Source organism: Arthrobacter arabinosi (assembly GCF_054511115.1).
On record NZ_JBTNDF010000001.1, the window covers coordinates 552,318 to 572,156 of the forward strand.

General features: G+C 70.7%; 18 protein-coding genes. 9 read left to right on the forward strand and 9 right to left on the reverse strand.

Features of this window, described 5'->3' with window-relative positions:
* Positions 1-2: 2 nt before the first annotated feature.
* Positions 3-1,313, reverse strand: coding sequence for an acetyl-CoA C-acetyltransferase (locus tag ACX80P_RS02640; RefSeq protein ID WP_459276469.1), 1,311 nt, complete (start codon positions 1,311-1,313; stop codon positions 3-5).
* Between the two features lie 64 nt (positions 1,314-1,377).
* On the opposite strand from ACX80P_RS02640, the gene ACX80P_RS02645 reads away from it, so the two are divergent.
* The 3 genes from ACX80P_RS02645 (at position 1,378) to ACX80P_RS02655 (ending at position 5,200) form a co-directional block, all read left to right on the forward strand.
* Positions 1,378-2,154 (forward strand): TetR/AcrR family transcriptional regulator, encoded by a 777-nt coding sequence (locus ACX80P_RS02645; RefSeq protein WP_459276470.1) that lies wholly within the window; start codon positions 1,378-1,380, stop codon positions 2,152-2,154.
* On the forward strand, positions 2,151-4,289 hold the full coding sequence (locus ACX80P_RS02650; protein ID WP_459276471.1) for an acyl-CoA dehydrogenase family protein: 2,139 nt from the start codon (positions 2,151-2,153) through the stop codon (positions 4,287-4,289). Before ACX80P_RS02645 ends, ACX80P_RS02650 begins: the two co-directional genes overlap by 4 nt.
* 86 nt (positions 4,290-4,375) lie before the next feature.
* Positions 4,376-5,200 (forward strand): polysaccharide deacetylase family protein, encoded by an 825-nt coding sequence (locus tag ACX80P_RS02655; RefSeq protein WP_459276472.1) that lies wholly within the window; start codon positions 4,376-4,378, stop codon positions 5,198-5,200.
* A 60-nt stretch (positions 5,201-5,260) separates the two neighbouring features.
* Here the strand turns inward: ACX80P_RS02655 and glgA are convergent, their stop codons facing one another.
* Positions 5,261-6,454 (reverse strand): glycogen synthase, encoded by a 1,194-nt coding sequence (gene glgA, locus ACX80P_RS02660; RefSeq protein ID WP_459276473.1) that lies wholly within the window; start codon positions 6,452-6,454, stop codon positions 5,261-5,263.
* Between the two features lie 127 nt (positions 6,455-6,581).
* On the opposite strand from glgA, the gene glgC reads away from it, so the two are divergent.
* Together glgC and pepN are read left to right on the forward strand one after the other, a co-directional pair.
* Entirely contained in the window at positions 6,582-7,826 is a 1,245-nt protein-coding gene (gene glgC, locus ACX80P_RS02665) for a glucose-1-phosphate adenylyltransferase (RefSeq protein WP_459276474.1), read from the forward strand.
* A 119-nt stretch (positions 7,827-7,945) separates the two neighbouring features.
* Entirely contained in the window at positions 7,946-10,576 is a 2,631-nt protein-coding gene (pepN, locus tag ACX80P_RS02670) for an aminopeptidase N (RefSeq protein WP_459276475.1), read from the forward strand.
* Here the strand turns inward: pepN and lplAB are convergent.
* The 4 genes from lplAB to ACX80P_RS02690 form a co-directional block, all read right to left on the reverse strand.
* On the reverse strand, positions 10,561-11,664 hold the full coding sequence (gene lplAB, locus ACX80P_RS02675; RefSeq protein ID WP_459276476.1) for a lipoate-protein ligase LplAB: 1,104 nt from the start codon (positions 11,662-11,664) through the stop codon (positions 10,561-10,563). The genes pepN and lplAB overlap by 16 nt on opposite strands.
* Before the next feature lie 93 nt (positions 11,665-11,757).
* Positions 11,758-12,015 carry a type B 50S ribosomal protein L31 gene (locus ACX80P_RS02680; protein ID WP_307082686.1) on the reverse strand — a complete coding sequence of 86 codons (258 nt, stop codon included), beginning with the start codon at positions 12,013-12,015 and terminating at the stop codon, positions 11,758-11,760.
* A 100-nt stretch (positions 12,016-12,115) separates the two neighbouring features.
* Complete coding sequence (locus ACX80P_RS02685) at positions 12,116-12,934, reverse strand: TrmH family RNA methyltransferase (protein ID WP_459276477.1); 819 nt, start codon at positions 12,932-12,934, stop codon at positions 12,116-12,118.
* A 19-nt stretch (positions 12,935-12,953) separates the two neighbouring features.
* Positions 12,954-13,739 (reverse strand): ABC transporter ATP-binding protein, encoded by a 786-nt coding sequence (locus ACX80P_RS02690; protein ID WP_459276478.1) that lies wholly within the window; start codon positions 13,737-13,739, stop codon positions 12,954-12,956.
* 203 nt (positions 13,740-13,942) lie between these two features.
* Between ACX80P_RS02690 and serB the strand changes: the two genes are divergently transcribed.
* A complete protein-coding gene (gene serB, locus ACX80P_RS02695) occupies positions 13,943-14,827 on the forward strand; it encodes a phosphoserine phosphatase SerB (protein WP_459276479.1) in 885 nt (294 codons plus the stop codon).
* Positions 14,828-14,862: 35 nt separating this feature from the next.
* Here the strand turns inward: serB and ACX80P_RS02700 are convergent, their stop codons facing one another.
* Complete coding sequence (locus ACX80P_RS02700) at positions 14,863-15,612, reverse strand: SDR family oxidoreductase (protein ID WP_459276480.1); 750 nt, start codon at positions 15,610-15,612, stop codon at positions 14,863-14,865.
* 46 nt (positions 15,613-15,658) lie between these two features.
* Positions 15,659-16,396, reverse strand: a complete 738-nt coding sequence (locus tag ACX80P_RS02705; protein WP_459276481.1) for a beta-ketoacyl-ACP reductase — start codon at positions 16,394-16,396, stop codon at positions 15,659-15,661.
* Between the two features lie 208 nt (positions 16,397-16,604).
* Between ACX80P_RS02705 and ACX80P_RS02710 the strand changes: the two genes are divergently transcribed.
* Genes ACX80P_RS02710 through ACX80P_RS02720 form a run of 3 tightly spaced genes read left to right on the forward strand, consistent with a single transcriptional unit; the run spans position 16,605 to position 18,150 of the window.
* Positions 16,605-17,030 carry a DUF3099 domain-containing protein gene (locus ACX80P_RS02710; protein ID WP_459276482.1) on the forward strand — a complete coding sequence of 142 codons (426 nt, stop codon included), beginning with the start codon at positions 16,605-16,607 and terminating at the stop codon, positions 17,028-17,030.
* Complete coding sequence (locus ACX80P_RS02715) at positions 17,023-17,322, forward strand: hypothetical protein (RefSeq protein ID WP_459276483.1); 300 nt, start codon at positions 17,023-17,025, stop codon at positions 17,320-17,322. Before ACX80P_RS02710 ends, ACX80P_RS02715 begins: the two co-directional genes overlap by 8 nt.
* Positions 17,323-18,150 (forward strand): SURF1 family cytochrome oxidase biogenesis protein, encoded by an 828-nt coding sequence (locus tag ACX80P_RS02720; RefSeq protein WP_459276484.1) that lies wholly within the window; start codon positions 17,323-17,325, stop codon positions 18,148-18,150.
* A 27-nt stretch (positions 18,151-18,177) separates the two neighbouring features.
* Here ACX80P_RS02720 and ACX80P_RS02725 read toward each other — a convergent pair whose 3' ends face one another.
* Positions 18,178-19,776, reverse strand: a complete 1,599-nt coding sequence (locus ACX80P_RS02725) for an ABC-F family ATP-binding cassette domain-containing protein (RefSeq protein WP_459276485.1) — start codon at positions 19,774-19,776, stop codon at positions 18,178-18,180.
* Positions 19,777-19,839: the final 63 nt, after the last annotated feature.

Sequence of the window (19,839 nt, forward strand, 5' to 3'; positions counted from 1 at the left end):
GCCTACCTCGCCTCGAGGATCGCGACGACGCCCTGGCCACCGGCAGCGCAGACGGAGATGAGGCCGCGACCGCCCTGCTCCGAGAGGGTCTTGGCGAGCGAGGCGACGATGCGCCCGCCCGTGGCCGCGAACGGGTGGCCTGCTGCGAGGGAGGACCCGTTGACGTTGAGCTTCGCGCGGTCGATGCTGCCGAGGGCGCCGTCGAGTCCGAGGACGCGCTTGCAGTAGTCCGCGTCCTCCCAGGCGGCGAGCGAGCCGAGGACCGTCCCGGCGAACGCCTCGTGGATCTCGAAGAAGTCGAAGTCGTCGAAGGTGAGGCCGTTGCGCTGCAGCAGGCGCGGCAGGGCGTGGACGGGGGCCATGAGCAGGCCCTCCTCGCCGGTGACGAAGTCCACCGCCGCCGCCTCGGCGTCGACGATGTTCGCGAGCATCGGGAGGTTGTTGGCCGTCGCGTAGTCCTCACTGCCGAGCAGGACGACGGCGGCGCCGTCGGTGAGGGGGGTGGAGTTGCCGGCCGTCATGGTGGCCGGGGTGTCCAGGCCCTTGCCGAAGACCGGCTTCAGGGTGGCCAGCTTCTCCCGCGAGGTGTCGGCGCGGAGGTTGGCGTCCTTCGTCAGGCCGCGGTACGGCGTCATCAGGTCCGCGAAGAATCCGCGCTCGTAGGCGGCGGCGAGGTTGTGGTGGCTGCGGTAGGCGAGCTCGTCCTGGGCTTCGCGCGTGATCTCCCAGGCTGCGGTGGTGAGCGCCTGGTGCTCCCCCATGGACAGGCCCGTGCGGGGTTCGCCCGTGGCGGGCGCATTGGGCGAGAGGTCCTTCGGGCGGAGCGTACTGAGGGCCTTGAGCTTCTGCTGGGTCGTCTTGGCGCGGGACAGGTCCAGGAGCACCCGGCGGAGCCCCTCGCTGACGGCGATCGGCGCGTCCGAGGCGGAATCGACGCCGCCGGCGATGCCGGACTCGATCTGCCCGAGCTTGATCTTGTTGGAGAGCCCGACGACGGTCTCGAGCCCCGTGGCGCAGGCCTGCTGCAGGTCGTAGGCAGGGGTCTCGGGTGACAGCGCCGAGCCGAGGACGGCTTCCCGTGTGAGGTTGAAGTCCCGGGAGTGCTTGAGCACTGCACCGGCGGCCACCTCACCGATGCGCTCGCCCTGCAGGCCGAAGCGCGCCACGAGGCCGTCGAGCGCCGCGATGAGCATGTCCTTGTTGGACGAGTAGGCGTAGGCACCGCCGGAGCGGGCGAAGGGGATGCGGTTGCCGCCGATGACGACTGCTGCGCGCGGTAGGGAGGCGTTGTGCGCCCGGGCCTGGTCTGTCATGGAAGAGCTCCTGGTGCGAGGGGGTGGATTACCGATACCTAGCGTACCTGATACGCTGGGTATCATGAAGTTTCCGCATGCCCTGAAGGGTGCCCCCGCGAAGACCGCGGACGGGCCCGCCCCCGTGCAGGACGGGCGGTCCAGCCGGTGGGAGGGGCATCGGGCCGAGCGCCGCCGCCAGCTGATCAGGACGGCGCGAAGGGCCGTCAGTGCCCTCGGTCCGGGAGCGTCCATGGAGGACATCGCCGCCGCGGGCGAGACCTCCAAGTCCGTCTACTACCGCTACTTCGGGGACAAGACCGGACTCCAGCGGGCCATGGCGGAGGTCGTCATCGGCCAGATGCAGCAGAAGGTGCTCGACGCCGCGAAGGCCGCGTCCACCCCTCGCGAGGGCCTGTACGCGATGGTGCTCGCCTACCTGCAGATGGCGCAGACCTCCCCCAACGTCTACGCGTTCGTCACGCGCGTCGGCATCGCCGAATCCTCCGCGGCGTCGGCCTCCCCGGTCGCCGACGGCGGCCAGGACACCCTCGCCCACTTCCTCGCCGCGGTCACCGACATGATCGCGCGTCCCATGCGCGGCTACCTGCTCTCCCCCGACCGGCCGTCGGCCCCGGACGACGCCGCCCCGGAGTACTGGCCCGCGGCAGCGATCGGCATGGTCCGGGCCGCCGGCGAACACTGGCTCTCGACCCCCGATACCCCCGACAAACCGACCGAGGAGCAGATGGCCCGGCACATCACGGGCTGGCTCTTCGACGGCATCAGCCGGTACGAGTCGCTCGTGCCCCCGACAGCCCCCCATTCCACAGCCCGCCAATGCGCGAAGGACACGCCATGACCCAGACCATCACCCGGCCGCAGCAGATCCCCGCCACCGCCGACATCACGGACGACGAGCACGCCACCGTGGACACCGCCGAACTCGGGGAGCTGCTCCTCGGCCGGTGGGCGCATATCCGCCGCACCGCGCGGGAGCTCGCGGGCCGCCCCGAGGTCCGGAAGATCGAGGGCCTCACCCACACCGACCACCGGCTGCGGTGCCTGGACCAGCTCCACTACCTCGTGGAGCAGCAGGCCGTCCACCGCGCCTTCCCCGCGGCCCTCGGCGGCACCGACGACCACGGCGGGAACGTCGCGGGGTTCGAGGAGCTCGTCGTCGCGGATCCGTCGCTGCAGATCAAGGCGGGCGTGCAGTGGGGTCTCTTCGGCTCCGCGGTCCTGCACCTCGGCACGGAGAAGCACCATGAGGCATGGCTCCCCGGCATCATGGACATGCGCATCCCCGGCTGCTTCGCCATGACCGAAACGGGCCACGGCAGCGATGTCGCGAGTATCGCCACCACCGCCACGTTCGACCCCTCGACCGACGAGTTCGTCATCGACACCCCCTTCCGGGCTGCCTGGAAGGACTACATCGGCAACGGCGCCGTCGACGGCCGGGCCGCCGTCGTGTTCGCCCAGCTCGTCACCAACGGCGTCGGCCACGGCGTGCACGGCTTCTACGTGGAACTGCGCAACGAGGACGGGTCCTTCAGGCCCGGTGTGGGCGGTGAGGACGACGGCATCAAGGGCGGCCTGAACGGCATCGACAACGGTCGCCTGCACTTCACCGGCGTCCGGATCCCCCGGACCAACCTCCTGAACCGCTACGGCGACGTCGCCGAGGACGGCACGTACACCTCGCCCATCGCGTCCCCGGGCCGACGCTTCTTCACGATGCTCGGAACCCTCGTGCAGGGACGTGTCTCGCTCGACGGCGCGGCGGTCGCCGCGAGCAAGCTCGCCCTCACCGCGGCGATCACCTACTCGACGCAGCGCCGCCAGTTCAACGCCTCCTCGGACCTCAGGGAGGAGGTGCTGATGGACTACCAGCGTCACCAGCGCCGGCTCCTCCCCCGCCTGGCCTCGACCTACGCGGCGTCCTTCGCGCACGAGGAGCTCCTCGAGAAGTTCGACGGCGTCTTCTCCGGCGAGCGCGACACCGATGAGGACCGCCAGGACCTGGAGACCCTCGCTGCCGCCTTCAAGCCGCTGAGCACCTGGCTGGCACTCGACACGCTGCAGGAATGCCGCGAGGCCACCGGGGGGCAGGGCTTCCTGGCGGAGAACCGCTTCACGTCGCTCCGCGCGGACCTGGATGTGTACGTGACCTTCGAGGGCGACAACAACGTCCTCCTGCAGCTCGTCGCCAAGCGACTCCTCACGGACTACGCCAAGGAGTTCCAGGGCGTCGACTTCGGCGTCCTGGCCCGCTACGCGGTCTCCCAGGCCGCGGGCAGGACGCTGCATCGCTCCGGCCTGCGCCGCGTCGCCCAGACCCTCGCGGACTCGGGCTCGGGCAAGAAGTCGGCCCTCGCTCTGCGCGACGAGGAGACCCAGCACGACCTGCTGACCGACCGCGTGCAGTCCCGCGTCGTCGAACTGGCCGCCGCCCTGCGGGGCGCGAAGGGCATGTCGCAGGAGAAGGCCGCCGCGCTGTTCAACGAGCACCAGAACGAACTCATCGAGGTGGCCCATGCCCACGCCGAGCTGCTGCAGTGGGAGGCGTTCACCCGCGGCCTCCACCGGATCACGGACCCCGGTACACGCCAGGTCCTCACGCGCGTCCGCGACCTGTTCGGCCTCTGCCTCATCGAGAAGGACCTGGCCTGGTTCCTCATGAACGGCCGCCTCTCCGCACAGCGGGCCCGCACCCTCGACGGGTACATCAACCGCCTGCTGGTGAAGATCCGCCCCCACGCCCTCGACCTCGTGGAGGCGTTCGGCTACGGCCCGGAGCACCTGCGCTCGGCGATCGCCAGCGGCGCGGAGCAGGAACGCCAGGAGGAGGCCGCCGAGTACATGCGCCGCCGCCGGGCGAGCGGGGATGCGCCGATCGACGAGAGGACGCTGCTGGTCCGCGAGGCCCAGGAGAAGAAGGCGAGGAAGGCGAGGAAGGCCGGCAGGGCGGCGCCGTCGTCCGTCGCGGGCTAGGAGTACGTCGGCAGGTACTGTGACACCTGGAAGGGGGCACCGGCTCGTCGGTGCCCCGCGATTCCCCCGGGGGAGAGGGTTGCACCGTGGAGCGCCGGACATTCATCAGCGCGGTCGTCGCAGGAGGCATGAGCCTGGGCCTGACCGCATGCTCGCGGGCCTCCGGTCCTGCTCCTGAAGCCCTCGGGCCACCCGCACCCTCAGCCTCCCCGGCGTCCTCCCCTCCGGCAGTACCGCCGTCGGCGACCGCCGCGCCGACCCCGCGACCGGCTCCACCTGCGGTGACGAAGGTGCCGCTTCCCGCGGGGGTGATCACCGGTCTTCCCACCACGGAGAACCTCCTCGCCTGGACGGTCGACGACGGATCGGACAGCGAGGTCGTCCGGCTCTACGCCGAGTTCGCGCGCACGAGCGGCACCCGGCTGACCTTCTTCCTCAACGGCTCCTACCCGGGGTGGTCCCGGCACGCCGGGCTGCTCCGACCGCTGGTCGCGTCCGGGCAGGTCCAGCTCGGCAACCACACCTGGTCCCACGCCGCCCTCACGAGCCTCGGCGATGCCGGGATCGTCGCGGAGCTGCAACGCAACCACGACTTCATCGTCTCCACCTTCGGCGTCGATCCCCGCCCGTACTACCGCCCGCCGTACGGGTACCGTGACGCACGAACGGACGCGGCGGCGGCGTCGATCGGGTACACCTCCCCCGTCATGTGGTACGGGTCGCTGGCCGACTCGGAGTACCGGCCCGAGCAGGAGATCCTCGGCCTCGCCGGTGAATGGTTCCTGCCCGCCCACCTGGTGATCGGGCACCTGAACTACCTCCCGGTCACCCGGGTCTTCCCCGAGCTCGAGCAGCTCATCGCCGACCGCGGATTGACGACGGTCACCCTGAACGACGTCTTCCAGGCGTGAGCCGGCTCCGGCGCCCGCGGGGTTGTCCGCCGTAGGCCCGCCGGGCGGTTCCGCGGGAGATCAGAGGACGCTGCGGTACACCCCGAGGGTCGTCTCCGCGATCGATCCCCAGTCGAAATGGCGCTCCGCGCGCTGCCGGCCCGCGGCGCCCATGGCGGCCGCCCGCGCGGGATCGGCCACGAGGGCGTTCAGTGCGGCGGCGAAGTCCTGGACGAAGCGCTCCGGATCGAGGGGCGTCCCCGTGCCGTCCTGCACCTGCTCGAGGGGCACGAGGGTGCCGGTCACGCCGTCGTCGATCACCTCGGGGATGCCGCCGGTCGCGGAGGCGACGACGGCGGCGCCGCAAGCCATCGCCTCGAGGTTCACGATGCCGAGCGGCTCGTAGATGGACGGGCAGGCGAAGACGGTGGCGTGGCTCAGGATCTGGACGACCTCCCGGCGCGGCAGCATCTTCTCGATGAGCACCACGGATCCCCGCTCCTCCCGCAGCGCGGAGATGAGCACCTCGGTCTCGGCGGCCAGTTCCGGTGTGTCCGCAGCTCCGAGGCAGAGGACGAGCTGGACGTCGTCCTGCAGGTGCGCCGCGGCACGCAGCAGGTACGGGACGCCCTTCTGCCGCGTGTTGCGGCCCACGAACACCACGCTCGGCCGGTCGGGATCGATGCCGTGCGCGCGGAGGGCGTCGTCGTCCTCGTCGCGGGACCATTGGGCGACGTCGATCCCGTTGTGGACCACGTGCACCTTCCCGGGGTCGACGTCGGGGTAGCTGCGGACGATGTCCGCCCGCATGCCCGCGGACACGGCGATGACGGCGGCTGCCGCCTCGTAGGACGTCTTCTCCACCCAGGAGGACACCGCGTAGCCGCCCCCGAGCTGCTCCGCCTTCCAGGGGCGCAGCGGCTCGAGGCTGTGCGCGCTGAGGACGTGCGGGACGCCGTGCAGGAGCGACGCCAGGTGCCCGGCCATGTTCGCGTACCAGGTGTGGGAGTGGACGAGGTCCGCGCCCGCCATCGCGTCCAGCATCTGCAGGTCCGTCCCGAGGGTCTGGACTGCGGGGTTGGCCCCGGCGAGGCCCTCCGGCACGCCGTAGGAGAGCACCGAGGCACCGTGGTACTCCCCCGGCCGGGGCGCCCCGAAAGCGTGGACCCGGAGGTCGACCTGCGGCGCGAGGACCCGGCTGAGCTCCGCCACGTGCACCCCCGCCCCGCCATAGATCTCGGGTGGGAATTCCTTGGTCACAATGTCTACTCGCACCCACCCAACGTAGTGCAGTGTGTCCGAGTCCTCTAGTGTGAAGAATCCGGAAGGGTTCCGGGCTGTGTTTGCCGATGCTGATCGACCACCCATCGAGAAACACTCAACGAAGAGCGGGGGGTCTCAAGTGGCACCGAAGAAAGTACTTGCCGTGGTCCTGGCCGGCGGAGAAGGCAAACGCCTCATGCCGCTCACGGCGGACCGCGCCAAGCCGGCCGTACCGTTCGCCGGCAGCTACCGGCTCATCGATTTCGCGCTGTCGAACCTCGTCAACTCCGGCTACCTCCAGATCGTGGTGCTGACGCAGTACAAGTCCCACAGCCTGGACCGGCACATCTCCGAGACGTGGCGGATGTCCACGCAGCTGCAGAACTACATCGCGTCCGTCCCGGCGCAGCAGCGCCGGGGCAAGAGCTGGTTCCTCGGCAGCGCGAATGCCATCTACCAGTCGCTGAACCTCATCCACGACGCCCGGCCGGACATCGTGGTCGTGATCGGTGCGGACCACGTGTACCGCATGGACTTCGAGCAGATGGTCGACGCCCACGTGAAGAGCGGCGCATCCGTCAGCGTCGCGGCCGTCCGCCAGCCCATGAACCTCGTGGACCAGTTCGGTGTCATCGAGACGGACCCGGACGATCCCGGGCGCATCGCGGCGTTCGTCGAGAAGCCGCAGAGCACCCCGGGCCTCCCCGACGACCCGGACAGCTTCCTCGCCTCCATGGGCAACTACGTGTTCACCACCGATGCCCTCCTGAAAGCGCTCGAGGACGACGCCGCCCGCCTGGACACGAAGCACGACATGGGAGGGGACATCATCCCCTACTTCGTGGAGCGCAACGACGCCGCGGTCTACGACTTCACGACCAACGAGATCCCCGGCTCCACCGACCGCGACCGCCAGTACTGGCGCGACGTCGGCACCATGGACTCGTACTACGACGCCAACATGGACCTCATCTCCCCCCTGCCGCTGTTCAACCTGTACAACCTGCAGTGGCCCATCTACACGCGCCAGAGCGTCTCACCGCCGGCCAAGTTCGTCCGCAGTGCGTCCGGCCGCTCCGGGGAGGCGCACGACTCGATCGTCTCGGCCGGCGTCGTCGTCTCCGGCGGCGCGGTGACCACCTCCGTCCTCGCGACCGACGTGTTCATCGACGAGGCTGCGGAAGTGACGGGCTGCGTGCTCCTCGACAAGGTCCAGGTCGGACCCGGGGCCGTCGTGCGCCGGGCCATCATCGACAAAAACGTGCGGATCCCCGCCGGCGCGACGATCGGCGTCGACGCCGACCTGGATCGACGCCGCGGCCTCGCCGTCACGGACTCGGGGCTGACGATCGTCAGCAAGGGCCAGGTCATCCCGCCGAACTGACCGCCGGTCGGAGGGCGCTGCACAGGAGGCCCCGGCGCCGTCCGGGGCCTCCTCGCATCACCGGGCTCCGGGGGCTTACGTCCGCGGGGACGGGGCGCCGCGCGTGGTTGAATGACCGGATGGAGAACGAGAACCTGAGCCGCGACGAGGCAGCGGCCCGCTCGGCGCTGCTGGAGACCGAGAGTTACACCGTCCACCTCGATCTCTCGCAGGCCCGGGACGCCGCCGTGGGGACCTACCCCACCACGACGACCGTGGTGTTCTCGTGCCGCGAGCCGGGCGCCTCCACGTTCCTCGACTTCATCGGCGAGGTCACGGGCCTCGAGGTGAACGGTCGGGTGCTCGACCCGGCCGCGGCCCGCGACGGCGCCCGCGTGCTCCTGCACGAGCTCGCCGCGCACAACACGGTGACGGTCTCCGGGCGCGCCCGCTACAGCACCAGCGGCGAGGGACTCCACCGGTTCGTGGACCCGGCCGACGGCGAGACGTACCTCTACACGCAGTACGAGCCCGCGGACGCACGCCGCGTCTTCGCGAACTTCGAGCAGCCGGACCTCAAGGCCACCTTCGCGTTCAGCGTCGTCGCGCCCGCCGACTGGACGGTCGCCTCCAACGGCGCCGAGACCGCCGTCGAGCCTCTCGACGCCCCGGCGGCCGGGGCGCCGCAGGCCGAGCCGCCGACCGCCCGCTGGACCTTCGCGCCCACGCGGCGCATCTCCACCTACATCACCACCGTGCTGGCCGGCCCCTACCACCGCGAGACCGACGCCTGGACCGGTGCGGCGGGGACCGCGGGCGAGGGCCTGGAGGTGCCGCTGGCGCTGTACTGCCGCAGGTCCCTGGCCCCGTCCTTCGACGCCGCCGAGATCTTCGACACGACCCGCCGGGGGCTGGACTTCTTCCACGACCTGTTCGACTACGCCTACCCGTTCGGCAAGTACGACCAGGCCTTCGTCCCGGAGTACAACCTCGGGGCGATGGAGAACCCCGGGCTCGTGACCCTCACCGAGAACTACGTGTTCGAGTCGGCGGCCACGGACGCGCAGCACGAGGCGCGGGCCACCACGATCATGCACGAGATGGCCCATATGTGGTTCGGCGACCTCGTGACGATGACCTGGTGGGACGACCTGTGGCTCAAGGAGTCCTTCGCCGACTACATGGGGGCCCTCGCGGTGGCGGAGGCGACGCGCTGGCGCACCTCCTGGGTCAGCTTCGCGAACCGCCGGAAGTCGTGGGCGTACGTGCAGGACCAGCTCCCCACGACGCACCCGATCGTCGCGGACATCCGGGACCTCGAAGCCGCCAAGCAGAACTTCGACGGGATCACCTACGCCAAGGGTGCCTCCGTGCTCAAGCAGCTCGTCGCATTCGTGGGCCGCGAGGACTTCACGGCCGCCGCGCGGCAGTATTTCCGCAAGCACGAGTACGGGAACACGACGCTCACGGATCTCCTCGACGTGCTGGCCGTCGCGACGGGCCAGGACCTCGCCGCGTGGTCGCGGTCCTGGCTGCAGACCTCGGGCGTCCCCGGCCTCACCGCCGAGGTCACCGCCGACGACGGCGTCCTCACGGGGGTCACGATCGTCCAGGACGCCACGGACCCCATGACGGGCCTCGACGAACCCCGACCCCACCGCATCCGGGTGGGGCTGTACTCCTTCGACGCCGACGGACTGCTGGTGCGCACGCGGGCGGAGGCCGTGACCGTCGACGCCGCCCGGACCGCCGTCCCGGCGCTGGCGGGGGCGGCCCAGCCGGACCTCCTCCTGGTCAACGACGACGACCTGACGTACGCGTTGATCTCCTTCGACGGACGCTCCCTCTCCACGCTCCTCACGTCGATCCACCGCCTGCAGGACCCCCTGGCCCGGGCCACGTGCCTCACCGCCCTCTGGTCCGGTACGAGGGACGCGCGCCTGCCGGTCGGCTCCTACCTGGACGCCGTGACGCTCGCTGCGCCCGCGGAGACCGGGGTGGGCGTGCTGCAGGTCCTGCTGGGCAACGCCCACACGGCGATCGAGCGCTTCGCCCCCGCCGGTGAGCGGCAGGCCCTCCGCGACCGGCTGGGCACGTTCCTCACGGATGGCCTGCGGGCCGCGGCGCCGGGCTCCGACCTGCAACTCGCGTGGGCGAGGGCGCTCGCGACCGCCGCCCGCAGCGCCGGGCGCGCCGCCGACGTCGTGCGCGCCGTGCTCGACGGCGACGAGCGCATCGAGGGCCTCGCCCTCGACGCCGAGCTCCGCTGGTCCCTCCTGCAGGGGCTCGCGGCGCAGCAGCGCGTCCTGCCCGGTGAGCTGGAGGCCGAGCGGACCGCGGATCCGACGGCGTCGGGCAGGGTGGGCTTCACGCTCTCCTCCGCCGCGATCCCCGACCAGGCCATCAAGAAGGCCACCTGGGAGGAGGCCGTCCACGGCGACCGGCTCTCCAACGAACTGCTCAGCGCCGCAGTCGAAGGGTTCACGTTCGGCTCCCACGACCTGCTGGACCCGTACCGGGAGCCCTACTTCGCGGCGATCCGCGGTGTCTGGGCGACACGGGGCATCGAGATGGCGAGCCGGATCGTCCGCGGACTGTACCCCGGGCACCAGGACCTCGACGGCGAGCCCGGCCGGCATCCGGTGGTCGTGCGGACCGACGCGTGGCTGGACGCGAACAGCGACGCCCCGGCGGCCCTGCGGCGCATCATCGTGGAGGAACGGGACCATCTCCTGCGGTCCCTGCGGGCCCAGGCTCAGGGCACGCGGTAGAGCCACTCCTCGGTGCCGAACTTGCGCTCCACGAGCTCCTCGGCCCGGCGGAGGTCGTCCTCGGACAGGGAGCCGTCGACCGCGCCGTAGCGCTCACGGAAGGTGTCGATCATGACGCCGATGATCTCCTCGCGGGTCACCCCGGTCTGGCGGCGCAGGGGATCCACGCGTTTCTTGGCGCTCTTCGTGCCCTTGTCGGACATCTTCTCCCGGCCGATGCGCAGCACCTCGAGCATCTTGTCGGCGTCGATGTCGTAGCTCATGGTCACGTGGTGCAGCATCCCGCCGTTCGCGAGCCGCTTCTGGGCGGCGCCCCCGATCTTGCCGACGTCGGTGGCGATGTCGTTCAGGGGCTGGTACCAGGCCCGGATGCCGAGCCTCTGCAGGGCCTCCATGACCCAGGCGTCGAGGAACGGGTAGGAGTCCGCGAAGCTCATGCCGTCCACGAGCGACTGCGGCACGTAGAGGGAGTAGGTGATGGCGTTGCCGTGCTCCATGAACATCGCGCCGCCACCGGTGATCCTGCGCACCACGGTGACCCCGTGGCGCTCCGCTCCCGAGGGGTCCACCTCGTTGCGCAGGGACTGGAAGCTGCCGATCACCACGGACGGTGACTCCCATTCCCAGAAGCGGAGGGTCGGGTTGCGTGAACCCGCCCCGACGTCGTGCGTGAGGACCTCGTCCATCGCCGCGTGCATGGTCGTGGACAGCGGGGTGGGAGGGATGATCTCCCACGCATGGTCCGCGAAGCCCGAGGCCTTCCCGAGCGCCCGGCGGACCGCCGTGGCGATGGCCTCCGGTGAGAACCCGAACAGGACGGCCGACGGGTCGAGGCGCCCCGTGATCGCCGCGGCGAGCTCCCCTGGCCCGGTCTCGGCAGGCAGGCCCTCCAGCGCAGCATTGATGTCGAGCAGCGCCTCGTCGGGTTCGAGGAAGAAGTCTCCGTTGACGGAGACGCCGGAGAGGCGCCCGCCCTGCACGGAGAGGTCCACCGCGGTGAGCTTGCCGCCCGGGGTCTTGAACTCGCCGTGCAGCCGCGCTGCGTCCGGTGCGTGTTCCGCTGCATGTTCCATGGGTGCCTGTTCCATCGGTGCTTTCCTTGCTGCGTTAACCGGAAGAAGCCACACCGGAGGCGTGGCTTCTTCGTCGGACCATGGGTCCGGTGCTCGGGAGGAGCGGGACTACTTCTTGCCGCCGAAACCCTTGAAGCGCGCGTTGAAGCGCTCGACGCGACCGGCGGAGTCCATGATGCGCTGCTTCCCCGTGTAGAACGGGTGGGACTCCGAGGAGATCTCGACCTCGATGAGGGGGTAGGTGTTGCCGTCTTCCCACTCGATGGTCTTGGACGAACCGACGGTCGACTTCGTCAGGAACGCCTTGTCGGAGGCCAGGTCGCGGAACACGACCGACTGGTACTTGGGGTGGATATCAGACTTCACGGGACTACCTTCTCTGGTTGCCTGGATTTTGCCAGGCACGGGAATGGAAAGGGTGGCGACAGCGCCAGCCATCCATACTAGCGCAGGACCCCCTGCGACCCTAAAGTGCGGCGCCGTCGTGCCGGCATTCCCAGAACGCGACCGCCGCCGCGGCGGCGACGTTGAGCGAATCGACGCCTCCATGCATGGGGATGGTCAGGGCGACGTCGGCCTCGGCCAGCACGGCCTCGCTCAGGCCGTCCCCCTCGGTGCCCAGCAGGAGCGCGAGCCGCTCGTGGTCGCGTGCCGGGAACGCACCGAGCGGGACGGCCTCCGGGCCCAGGGCCAGGGCGGCGAGGGTGAAGCCGGCGGCGCGCACGGCGGCGAGGTCCCCCGGCCAGGAGCGCAGCCTGGCCCAGGGGACCTGGAACACGCTGCCCATGCTGACCCGCACGGCCCTCCGGTAGAGCGGATCCGCGCTGCGGGGGCTGAGCAGCACGGCGTCGATGCCGAGCGCCGCGGCGGAGCGGAAGACGGCGCCCAGGTTGGTGTGGTCCACCATGTCCTCGATGATCGCGATCCGCCGGGCGCCGGCCAGGAGTGCGTCGAGGGGCGACGGTGCCGGCCGGTGCATCGCGGCGAGGGCGCCCCGGTGGAGGTGGAAGCCCGTGATGGTCTCGAGTGTGGCCTCGGCGGCGACGAACGCGGGGACGGCCGGGAACCGGGCGAGGACGTCCTCGAGGTCGGGCAGCCACTTCGGCGCCAGGAGGAAGGACCGCGGCACGTGGCCGGCGTCGACCGCGCGCCGCAGGACCTTCGAGCTCTCGGCGATGTAGAGGCCCTCGGCGGGCTCCTTCGCGAGGCGCAGCTGCACGTCGGTGAGATCGCGGTAGTCCGAGAGTCGCGGGTCCCCCGCGGTGTCGAGCGGAATGACGGGCATCAGGAAGCGGGCACGCGGTTCACGCGCGGGCGACGGCGCTGTAGCGGCCGTTCTCCTCGCTGACCTTCAGGGCGACGTCGAACGCGGCGCTCAGGTTCTCCTCAGTCAGCACGTCCCCGATGGGTCCGGCGGAGACGACGACGCCGTCGCGGAGCAGCAGCGCGTGCGTGAAGCCCGGCGGGACCTCCTCGAGATGGTGCGTCACCAGCACCATGGCAGGCGCCTCGGGATCGCGGGCGAGGTCCGTCAGCCGCTGCACGAGGTCCTCGCGTCCGGCGAGGTCCAGTCCGGCCGCCGGCTCGTCGAGGAGCAGGAGTTCGGGGTCCGCCATGAGCGCCCTGGCGATCTGCACGCGCTTGCGCTCCCCCTCGCTGAGGGAGCCGAAGGGGCGGTTCATGAAGCGGGACATGCCCCACGTGTCGAGCAGGCGGAAGGCGCGGCGCTCGTCGAGGCGCTCGTACTGCTCACGCCACCGGCCGGTCACGCCGTAGGAGGCGGTCACGACGACGTTCAGGACGGTCTCGTGGTCGGGGACCTGGGAGGCGAGGGCGGCCGACGCGAGGCCGATGCGCGGTCGCAGGTCGAAGACGTCGACCGCACCCATGACCTCGTCGAGGATTCCGACGACGCCGCGGGTGGGGTGGAGCCGCGCCCCGGCGAGCTGCAGCAGGGTGGTCTTGCCGGCTCCGTTGGGGCCCATGACCACCCAGCGCTCACCCTCGTTGACCTGCCAGTCGATCTCATCGAGCAGGGTCTTGCCACCCCTGACGAGGCTCACACCCGCCAGTTCCAGAACGTCACTCATGGTCCTAGACACTAGGCTAAGGAGCGGTCCCGTGGCGAAACCGGCGGGCCGCCCGTGATGCTTGTGCTCGGCCCGAGCAGGGCACTGCCGGCAGGACCACACGCCGGACCACGGGTAGGACCACAGGTATGACCACGGGTAGGACCACAGGTAGGACCTCAGCGGGAACGGACGCCGGAACGGGCGCGGACAGGAGCGGGAGCATGCCGGACACGGCACGGGTGGTCGCCTATGCGGGGCGGCTCGACGACGGACACGGCGACGACCTCATCGCAGCCCTGCGCGGGCTCGGCGCGCACGTCACGGACACCCGGACCGCCGGCACCCCCACGTACTCGGTGCTGACCCTCGGCGTGGAGCTCACCGCGGACGCGCCGGCGGTGCGTGCCGGGCTCTCCCGGTGGACGGCCGCCTCCGGTGTGGGCGCCGCGCTGGTCCCGTTCCCCACGTATGCGCCCGGGCCCAAACTGCTGGTCATGGATGTCGACTCGACGCTGATCCGGCAGGAGGTGATCGAACTGCTCGCCGCGCACGCGGGCCGCGAGGCGGAGGTTGCCGCGGTGACCGAGGCGGCCATGCGCGGCGAACTCGACTTCGCGCAGTCCCTGCACCACCGGGTCCGTGCGCTGGAAGGCCTCCCGGCCGCGGTGGTCGAGGAGGTCGTGGCTCGCATCGAGCTGAGCGACGGCGCGGAAGAGCTCGTGGCCGCGTACCTCGACGCGGGCCACCGCGTCGGCGTCGTCTCCGGCGGCTTCTCGCAGGTCCTCGCGCCCCTCGCGGAGCGGCTCCGCCTGTCCTTCGCCAGGGCGAACGACCTCGAGATCCTCGACGGAATCCTGACCGGACGGGTGGCCGGCGCCGTCGTCGACCGGCGCGAGAAGGAACGCACGCTGCGGGCCGAGGCCGGGCGTGCGGGCGTGGAGCCCGCGGCGGTGATCGCGGTCGGCGACGGGGCGAACGACCTCGACATGCTGGGCGCCGCGGGACTCGGCGTGGCGTTCAACGCGAAGCCGGCCGTCCGGGCCGTGGCGGACGTCGCCCTGGACCTGCCGGACCTGGACGTCGTCCGCCACTTCGCCGGACTGTAGCCTCCTCCGCCGCGCCGGGTGTCCCCCGACCGCCGTCAGCTCTTGGCGAGGAAGTCCTGGGCGCCGCCGACGTACTCGGTGTGCCCCGTGGGGACATCCGCGGTGACCATGCGGACGATCTCGGTCGCGAACTCGGCCACCGAGTACAGTCGGCCCGCCTCCTGGCGGCGCGCCTCGATGGCGCCGGGCGTCGCGCGGTCCAGCAGCGTCGCGGTGACCGTCCCCTCGATCATGTCCCCGGAGACGACCACGAGGGAGATGCCCTTCTCGTCGAGCTGCGGGATCCGGGCGCGCAGGGCGTCCTCACCGGCCCGCTTGCTGCGCGCGACCGGCTCGTAGGCGTCCATCGTCTCGACCTTCTCGATGAAGTGCGCCTGGTGGCTCGTGATGAACACCACGCGGGAGCCCACGGGCATCACCGCCGTGGCGGCCTCGAGCATGGCGACCTGCGCGTCGCGGTTGAGCTTCAGCGCGTAGTCCTCCCCCAGGCCGGTCTCCATCCCGCCGGACGCGTTGAGCACGAGCAGGTTCAGGCCGCCGAACGTCGAGACCGCGGCCTCGACCAGCGCCGCGGGACCCTCGGGCGTCGTCAGGTCCGCGCCGACCGCGACGGCCCTGCCGCCGGCCGCCTCGATGCCCGCGACCACCTTGGTGGCGCGCGGTGCCTTCTGGCGGTAGTTCACGACGACGGCGGCGCCCTGCGCGGCGAGCTGCTGCGCGACGTCGGCGCCGATGCCGCGGGACGATCCGGTGACGATTGCTGTGGTTCCCTCGAGGGTGGCCATGGTGCTCCTTCTGGTGGGCTGGGTGGGTGCGGGAGGTGCGCTGTGGCTAGTGGCCCATGCCGAGTCCGCCGTCGACAGGGATCACGGCACCGGAGATGTAGCCCGCCGCGTCGCCGGCGAGGAAGGACACGACGCCCGCCACCTCGTCGGGCGAGGCGAAGCGGCCGGCGGGGATGGTCGCGAGATAGCTCCTGCGGGTGTCCTCGGGCAGTTCGGCGGTCATGTCCGTGTCGATGAACCCGGGGGCGACGACGTTGGCCGTGATGCCCCGCGAGCCGAGCTCGCGGGTGAGGGAGCGGGCGATGCCGATGAGGCCGGCCTTCGACGCGGAGTAGTTGATCTGACCCGGCGCGCCGTAGAGGCCGGTGACGCTCGAGATCAGGATGACGCGGCCGCGCCGGAGGCGGATCATGCCGCGGGAGGCCCGCTTGACGACCCGGAACGCACCGGTGAGGTTCGTGTCGATGACATCCGTGAAGTCGCTCTCGCTCATACGCATGAGCAGGGTGTCCCGGGTGATGCCGGCGTTCGCGACGAGCACCTCCACCGGCCCGTGCTCGGCCTCGACCTGCGTGAACGCCGCGTCGATCTGCTCCTCGCTCGTGACATCCGCCCGCACGCCGAGCATCCCCTCGGGAATCTCACCACTTCGGTAGGTGATGGCAACCTTGTCGCCGTTGGCTACGAATACCTTGGCGATGGCGAGTCCGATCCCACGGTTTCCTCCGGTGACGAGGACGCTGCGGCCGGACGCCGTCGTACTGCTGTGTGCATCAGGTGCCAAGGGGGTAACTCCTCTGTCTGCGGACCCGGGAAGGGGTCCGCGCTGTTCCTGCCGACCACTGCGGGGTCGCTCCGGACGGGCTTCCCGGCCCGTCCGGTCCGCCCTCGTGGCCGTCGGTCGGACTGTCCCGACGATCCTAGCGGCGCATCCCTCGACTTCGGGAACGGGACCCGGAATGAGACAATGGAGGGAGTCCTTTTGGAGTGTGATGAGCAAGCTAACGAAGCACAACACAGACGTCCACAGCATCTCCGACGTGCAGGAATCACACAGCGACGAGATGCGTACACGGATGATCCGGTACACGGTGTCGATGAGCCTCCGGCTCGTCTGCTTCGTCCTGGTCTTCGTGGTCCCCTACGTATGGCTGCAGTGGGTGATGATCGCGGGGGCGGTGTTCCTGCCGTACTTCGCGGTGATCGTCGCGAACGGGGGCAGCGACACCAGCAACATCCGCCACAGTGACGCCCTGATCGACCGTGCCCCGGTGCGGGAGATCGAGGCGAAGGTGCTCGACGCCGGTCCCGACGACGGCGACGACGTCCTCAGCGGCGAGATCATCGACGACCCTGCGGACCCCGTGGCTCACGGCGCGCACGAAGCGGGCCGGGACGGGCCCGGCGCCCATGGCTGATGCGCGTCCCGGTCCCCGGCCCGAGGCCGCCCGTCCGGCCCCGGGCCTCGGTCTGTTCGGGGCGCCGCACCGGGCGGAGGGCGGGCTCCCCGTCTGCTCGCGCAAGGGGTGCCGGAACGACGCCGGGTGGCAGCTGCTGTGGAACAACCCGCGCATCCATACCCCGGAGCGCCGGAAGGCCTGGGCGTCGTGCCCCGACCACGTCGAGTGGTTCGAGGAATACCTCCGGGACCGGGGTCTGTGGAAGCAGACCCTCCCCCTGACCGCCGACCGACCGATGGAGACCCGCTAGGTGTACCGCTTCCTCATCTCCGCCCGCTGGCTCGGCTGGCTCGCCGTCGTCGTGGTGCTGGCCGCCGGCTGCGTGGGGCTGGGGCGGTGGCAGATGGACCGGCGGGAGGCCGTCGTGGAGGACATCCAGCGCATCGAGGCGAACTACGACGCCGCGCCGGAACGGTACGTGCCGGGCGAGAACGGGTTCGACTCCTTCGACCCGGCCGACGAATGGACGCCGGTGACGTTCACCGGGACGTACGACGTCGACCACCAGGTGGTGGTACGCAACCGGCCGCTCAACGGGCAGCCGGGCTACGAGGTGCTCACTCCCCTCCGCCTCGGGGACGGGACCGCCGTCATCATCGACCGCGGCTGGCTGCCCATCGGGAACGCCGAAGCGGGCCGGCCCGACGCCATCCCCGCGCCGCCCTCGGGTGAGGTCGAGGTCACGGCGCGCGTCCGGCCGGGCGAGCCGCAGGTGACCCGGGGCGCCCCCGAGGGGCAGGTCGCATCGATCCACCTGACCTCGCTCGCCGATACCCTCGACTACCCGCTGCAGGACGCCGCCTACGGCCTGCTCGCCCTGGAGCGGCCTGCGGCCGCCCGGACGCCGGTCACCGCACCCAAGCCGTCCATCGACGAGGGGCCGCATCTCTCCTACTCGCTGCAGTGGTTCGCGTTCGGCGTGCTCGCCTTCGTCGGGCTCGGGTACGCGGCGCGGCAGCAGCGCAGGAACGACGCCGAACTGGACGGCACCGCGCCTGACCGACCTGCCCGGCAGCGCCGGCGCCCCTCCTCGGAGGAGGAGGAGGACGCCATCCTCGACGCGCAGGGGATCCGCTAGGGATCGGGGTTCCTCGCGGCGTCCTGCCTAGGCGAGGGTGACGAGCTCCAGGTAGTCGTCGTTCCAGAGGTCCTCGACGCCGTCCGGGAGCAGGACGACCCGCTCTGGGTCGAGCGCGTCGACGGCGCCCTCGTCGTGGCTGACCATGACCACCGCACCGCTGTAGTTCTTCAGGGCGCCGAGGATCTCGGCGCGGCTGGCGGGGTCGAGGTTGTTCGTCGGTTCGTCCAGGAGGAGCACGTTGGCGGAGGACGCGACGATCGTCGCCAGTGCCAGGCGGGTCTTCTCCCCGCCGGAGAGCACTCCCGCGGGCTTGTCGACGTCGTCCCCCGAGAAGAGGAAGGATCCGAGGATGCCCCGCACCTCGGCGTCCTGCATGTCCGGGGCCGAGGACTTCATGTTCTCGAGCACCGTGCGCTGCGTGTCCAGCGTCTCGTGCTCCTGCGCGTAGTACCCGACCTTGAGGCCGTGGCCCGCGACGACCTTCCCGGTGTCCGGCGTGTCCACGCCGGCGAGCATCCGCAGCAGGGTGGTCTTCCCCGCACCGTTGAGCCCGAGGATGACCACCTTGGACCCGCGGTCGATCGCGAGGTCGACATCGGTGAAGATCTCCAGTGATCCGTAGGACTTGCTCAGTCCCTCCGCCGTCATCGGCGTCTTGCCGCAGGGCGACGGTTCGGGGAAGCGCAGGGCGGCGACGCGGTCGGAGGTGCGGACGGCGTCGAGGTTGCCGAGCAGCCGTTCGGCGCGCTTGGCCATGTTCTGGGCGGCGACGGCCTTCGAGGCCTTCGCCCGCATCTTGTTGGCCTGGTCCATGAGGACGTGCGCCTTCTTCTCGGCGTTGGCGCGTTCGCGCTTCCGGGCGCGTTCGTCGGTCTCCCGCTGCAGCTGGTAGCGCTTCCAGCCCATGTTGTAGATGTCGATGGTCGCCCGGTTGGCGTCCAGCTGGAACACCTTGTTGACCGTCGCCTCGAGCAGCTCGACGTCGTGGCTGATGACGATCAGGCCGCCCTGGTGGTTCTTCAGGAACTCCCGGAGCCAGGCGATGGAATCGGCGTCGAGGTGGTTGGTGGGCTCGTCGAGCAGCATGGTCTCGGCGCCGGAGAAGAGGATGCGGGCGAGCTCGACGCGGCGGCGCTGACCGCCCGAGAGCGTCCTGAGGGGCTGGTTGAGGATGCGCTCGGGCAGGGACAGATTCGACGAGATCGACGCCGCCTCGGCCTCGGCCGCGTAGCCGCCGCCCGCGAGGAACGCGGACTCGATGCGGTCGTAACGCGCCATCGCCTTGTTGCGCACCGAGGTCTTGTCGCTGGCCATGTCCTCCTGCGCCAGGCGCAGCTCGCTGACGACCTCGTCGAGGTTGCGGGCCGAGAGGATGCGGTCGCGCGCCAGCTGCTCCATGTCCGGAGTCCGCGGGTCCTGGGGCAGGTAGCCGATCTCGCCGGAGCGGGTCACCGTGCCGCCGGCCGGCAGAGCTTCGCCCGCCAGCACCTTCGTCAGTGTCGTCTTGCCGGCGCCGTTGCGCCCCACGAAGCCGATCTTGTCGCCCTTGTCCACGCGGAAGGACACCTGGTCCATGAGCAGGCGGGCACCTGCCCGCAGCTCCAGGTTCGATACGCTAATCACGGTGAGGCCTTTCAATGGTGCCGGAGACGGCGTTTGTTGTAGGAATCCCACAAAGGATCCCCG

Coding starts and splice junctions, on each gene's coding strand:
- ACX80P_RS02640 (WP_459276469.1), bottom strand. CDS start 1,313: ATGACAGACCAGGCCCGGGCGCACAACGCCTCCCTACCGCGCGCAGCA.
- ACX80P_RS02645 (WP_459276470.1), top strand. CDS start 1,378: ATGAAGTTTCCGCATGCCCTGAAGGGTGCCCCCGCGAAGACCGCGGAC.
- ACX80P_RS02650 (WP_459276471.1), top strand. CDS start 2,151: ATGACCCAGACCATCACCCGGCCGCAGCAGATCCCCGCCACCGCCGAC.
- pepN (WP_459276475.1), top strand. CDS start 7,946: ATGGAGAACGAGAACCTGAGCCGCGACGAGGCAGCGGCCCGCTCGGCG.
- lplAB (WP_459276476.1), bottom strand. CDS start 11,664: ATGGAACAGGCACCCATGGAACATGCAGCGGAACACGCACCGGACGCA.
- ACX80P_RS02685 (WP_459276477.1), bottom strand. CDS start 12,934: ATGCCCGTCATTCCGCTCGACACCGCGGGGGACCCGCGACTCTCGGAC.
- ACX80P_RS02690 (WP_459276478.1), bottom strand. CDS start 13,739: ATGAGTGACGTTCTGGAACTGGCGGGTGTGAGCCTCGTCAGGGGTGGC.
- serB (WP_459276479.1), top strand. CDS start 13,943: ATGCCGGACACGGCACGGGTGGTCGCCTATGCGGGGCGGCTCGACGAC.
- ACX80P_RS02700 (WP_459276480.1), bottom strand. CDS start 15,612: ATGGCCACCCTCGAGGGAACCACAGCAATCGTCACCGGATCGTCCCGC.
- ACX80P_RS02710 (WP_459276482.1), top strand. CDS start 16,605: ATGAGCAAGCTAACGAAGCACAACACAGACGTCCACAGCATCTCCGAC.
- ACX80P_RS02715 (WP_459276483.1), top strand. CDS start 17,023: ATGGCTGATGCGCGTCCCGGTCCCCGGCCCGAGGCCGCCCGTCCGGCC.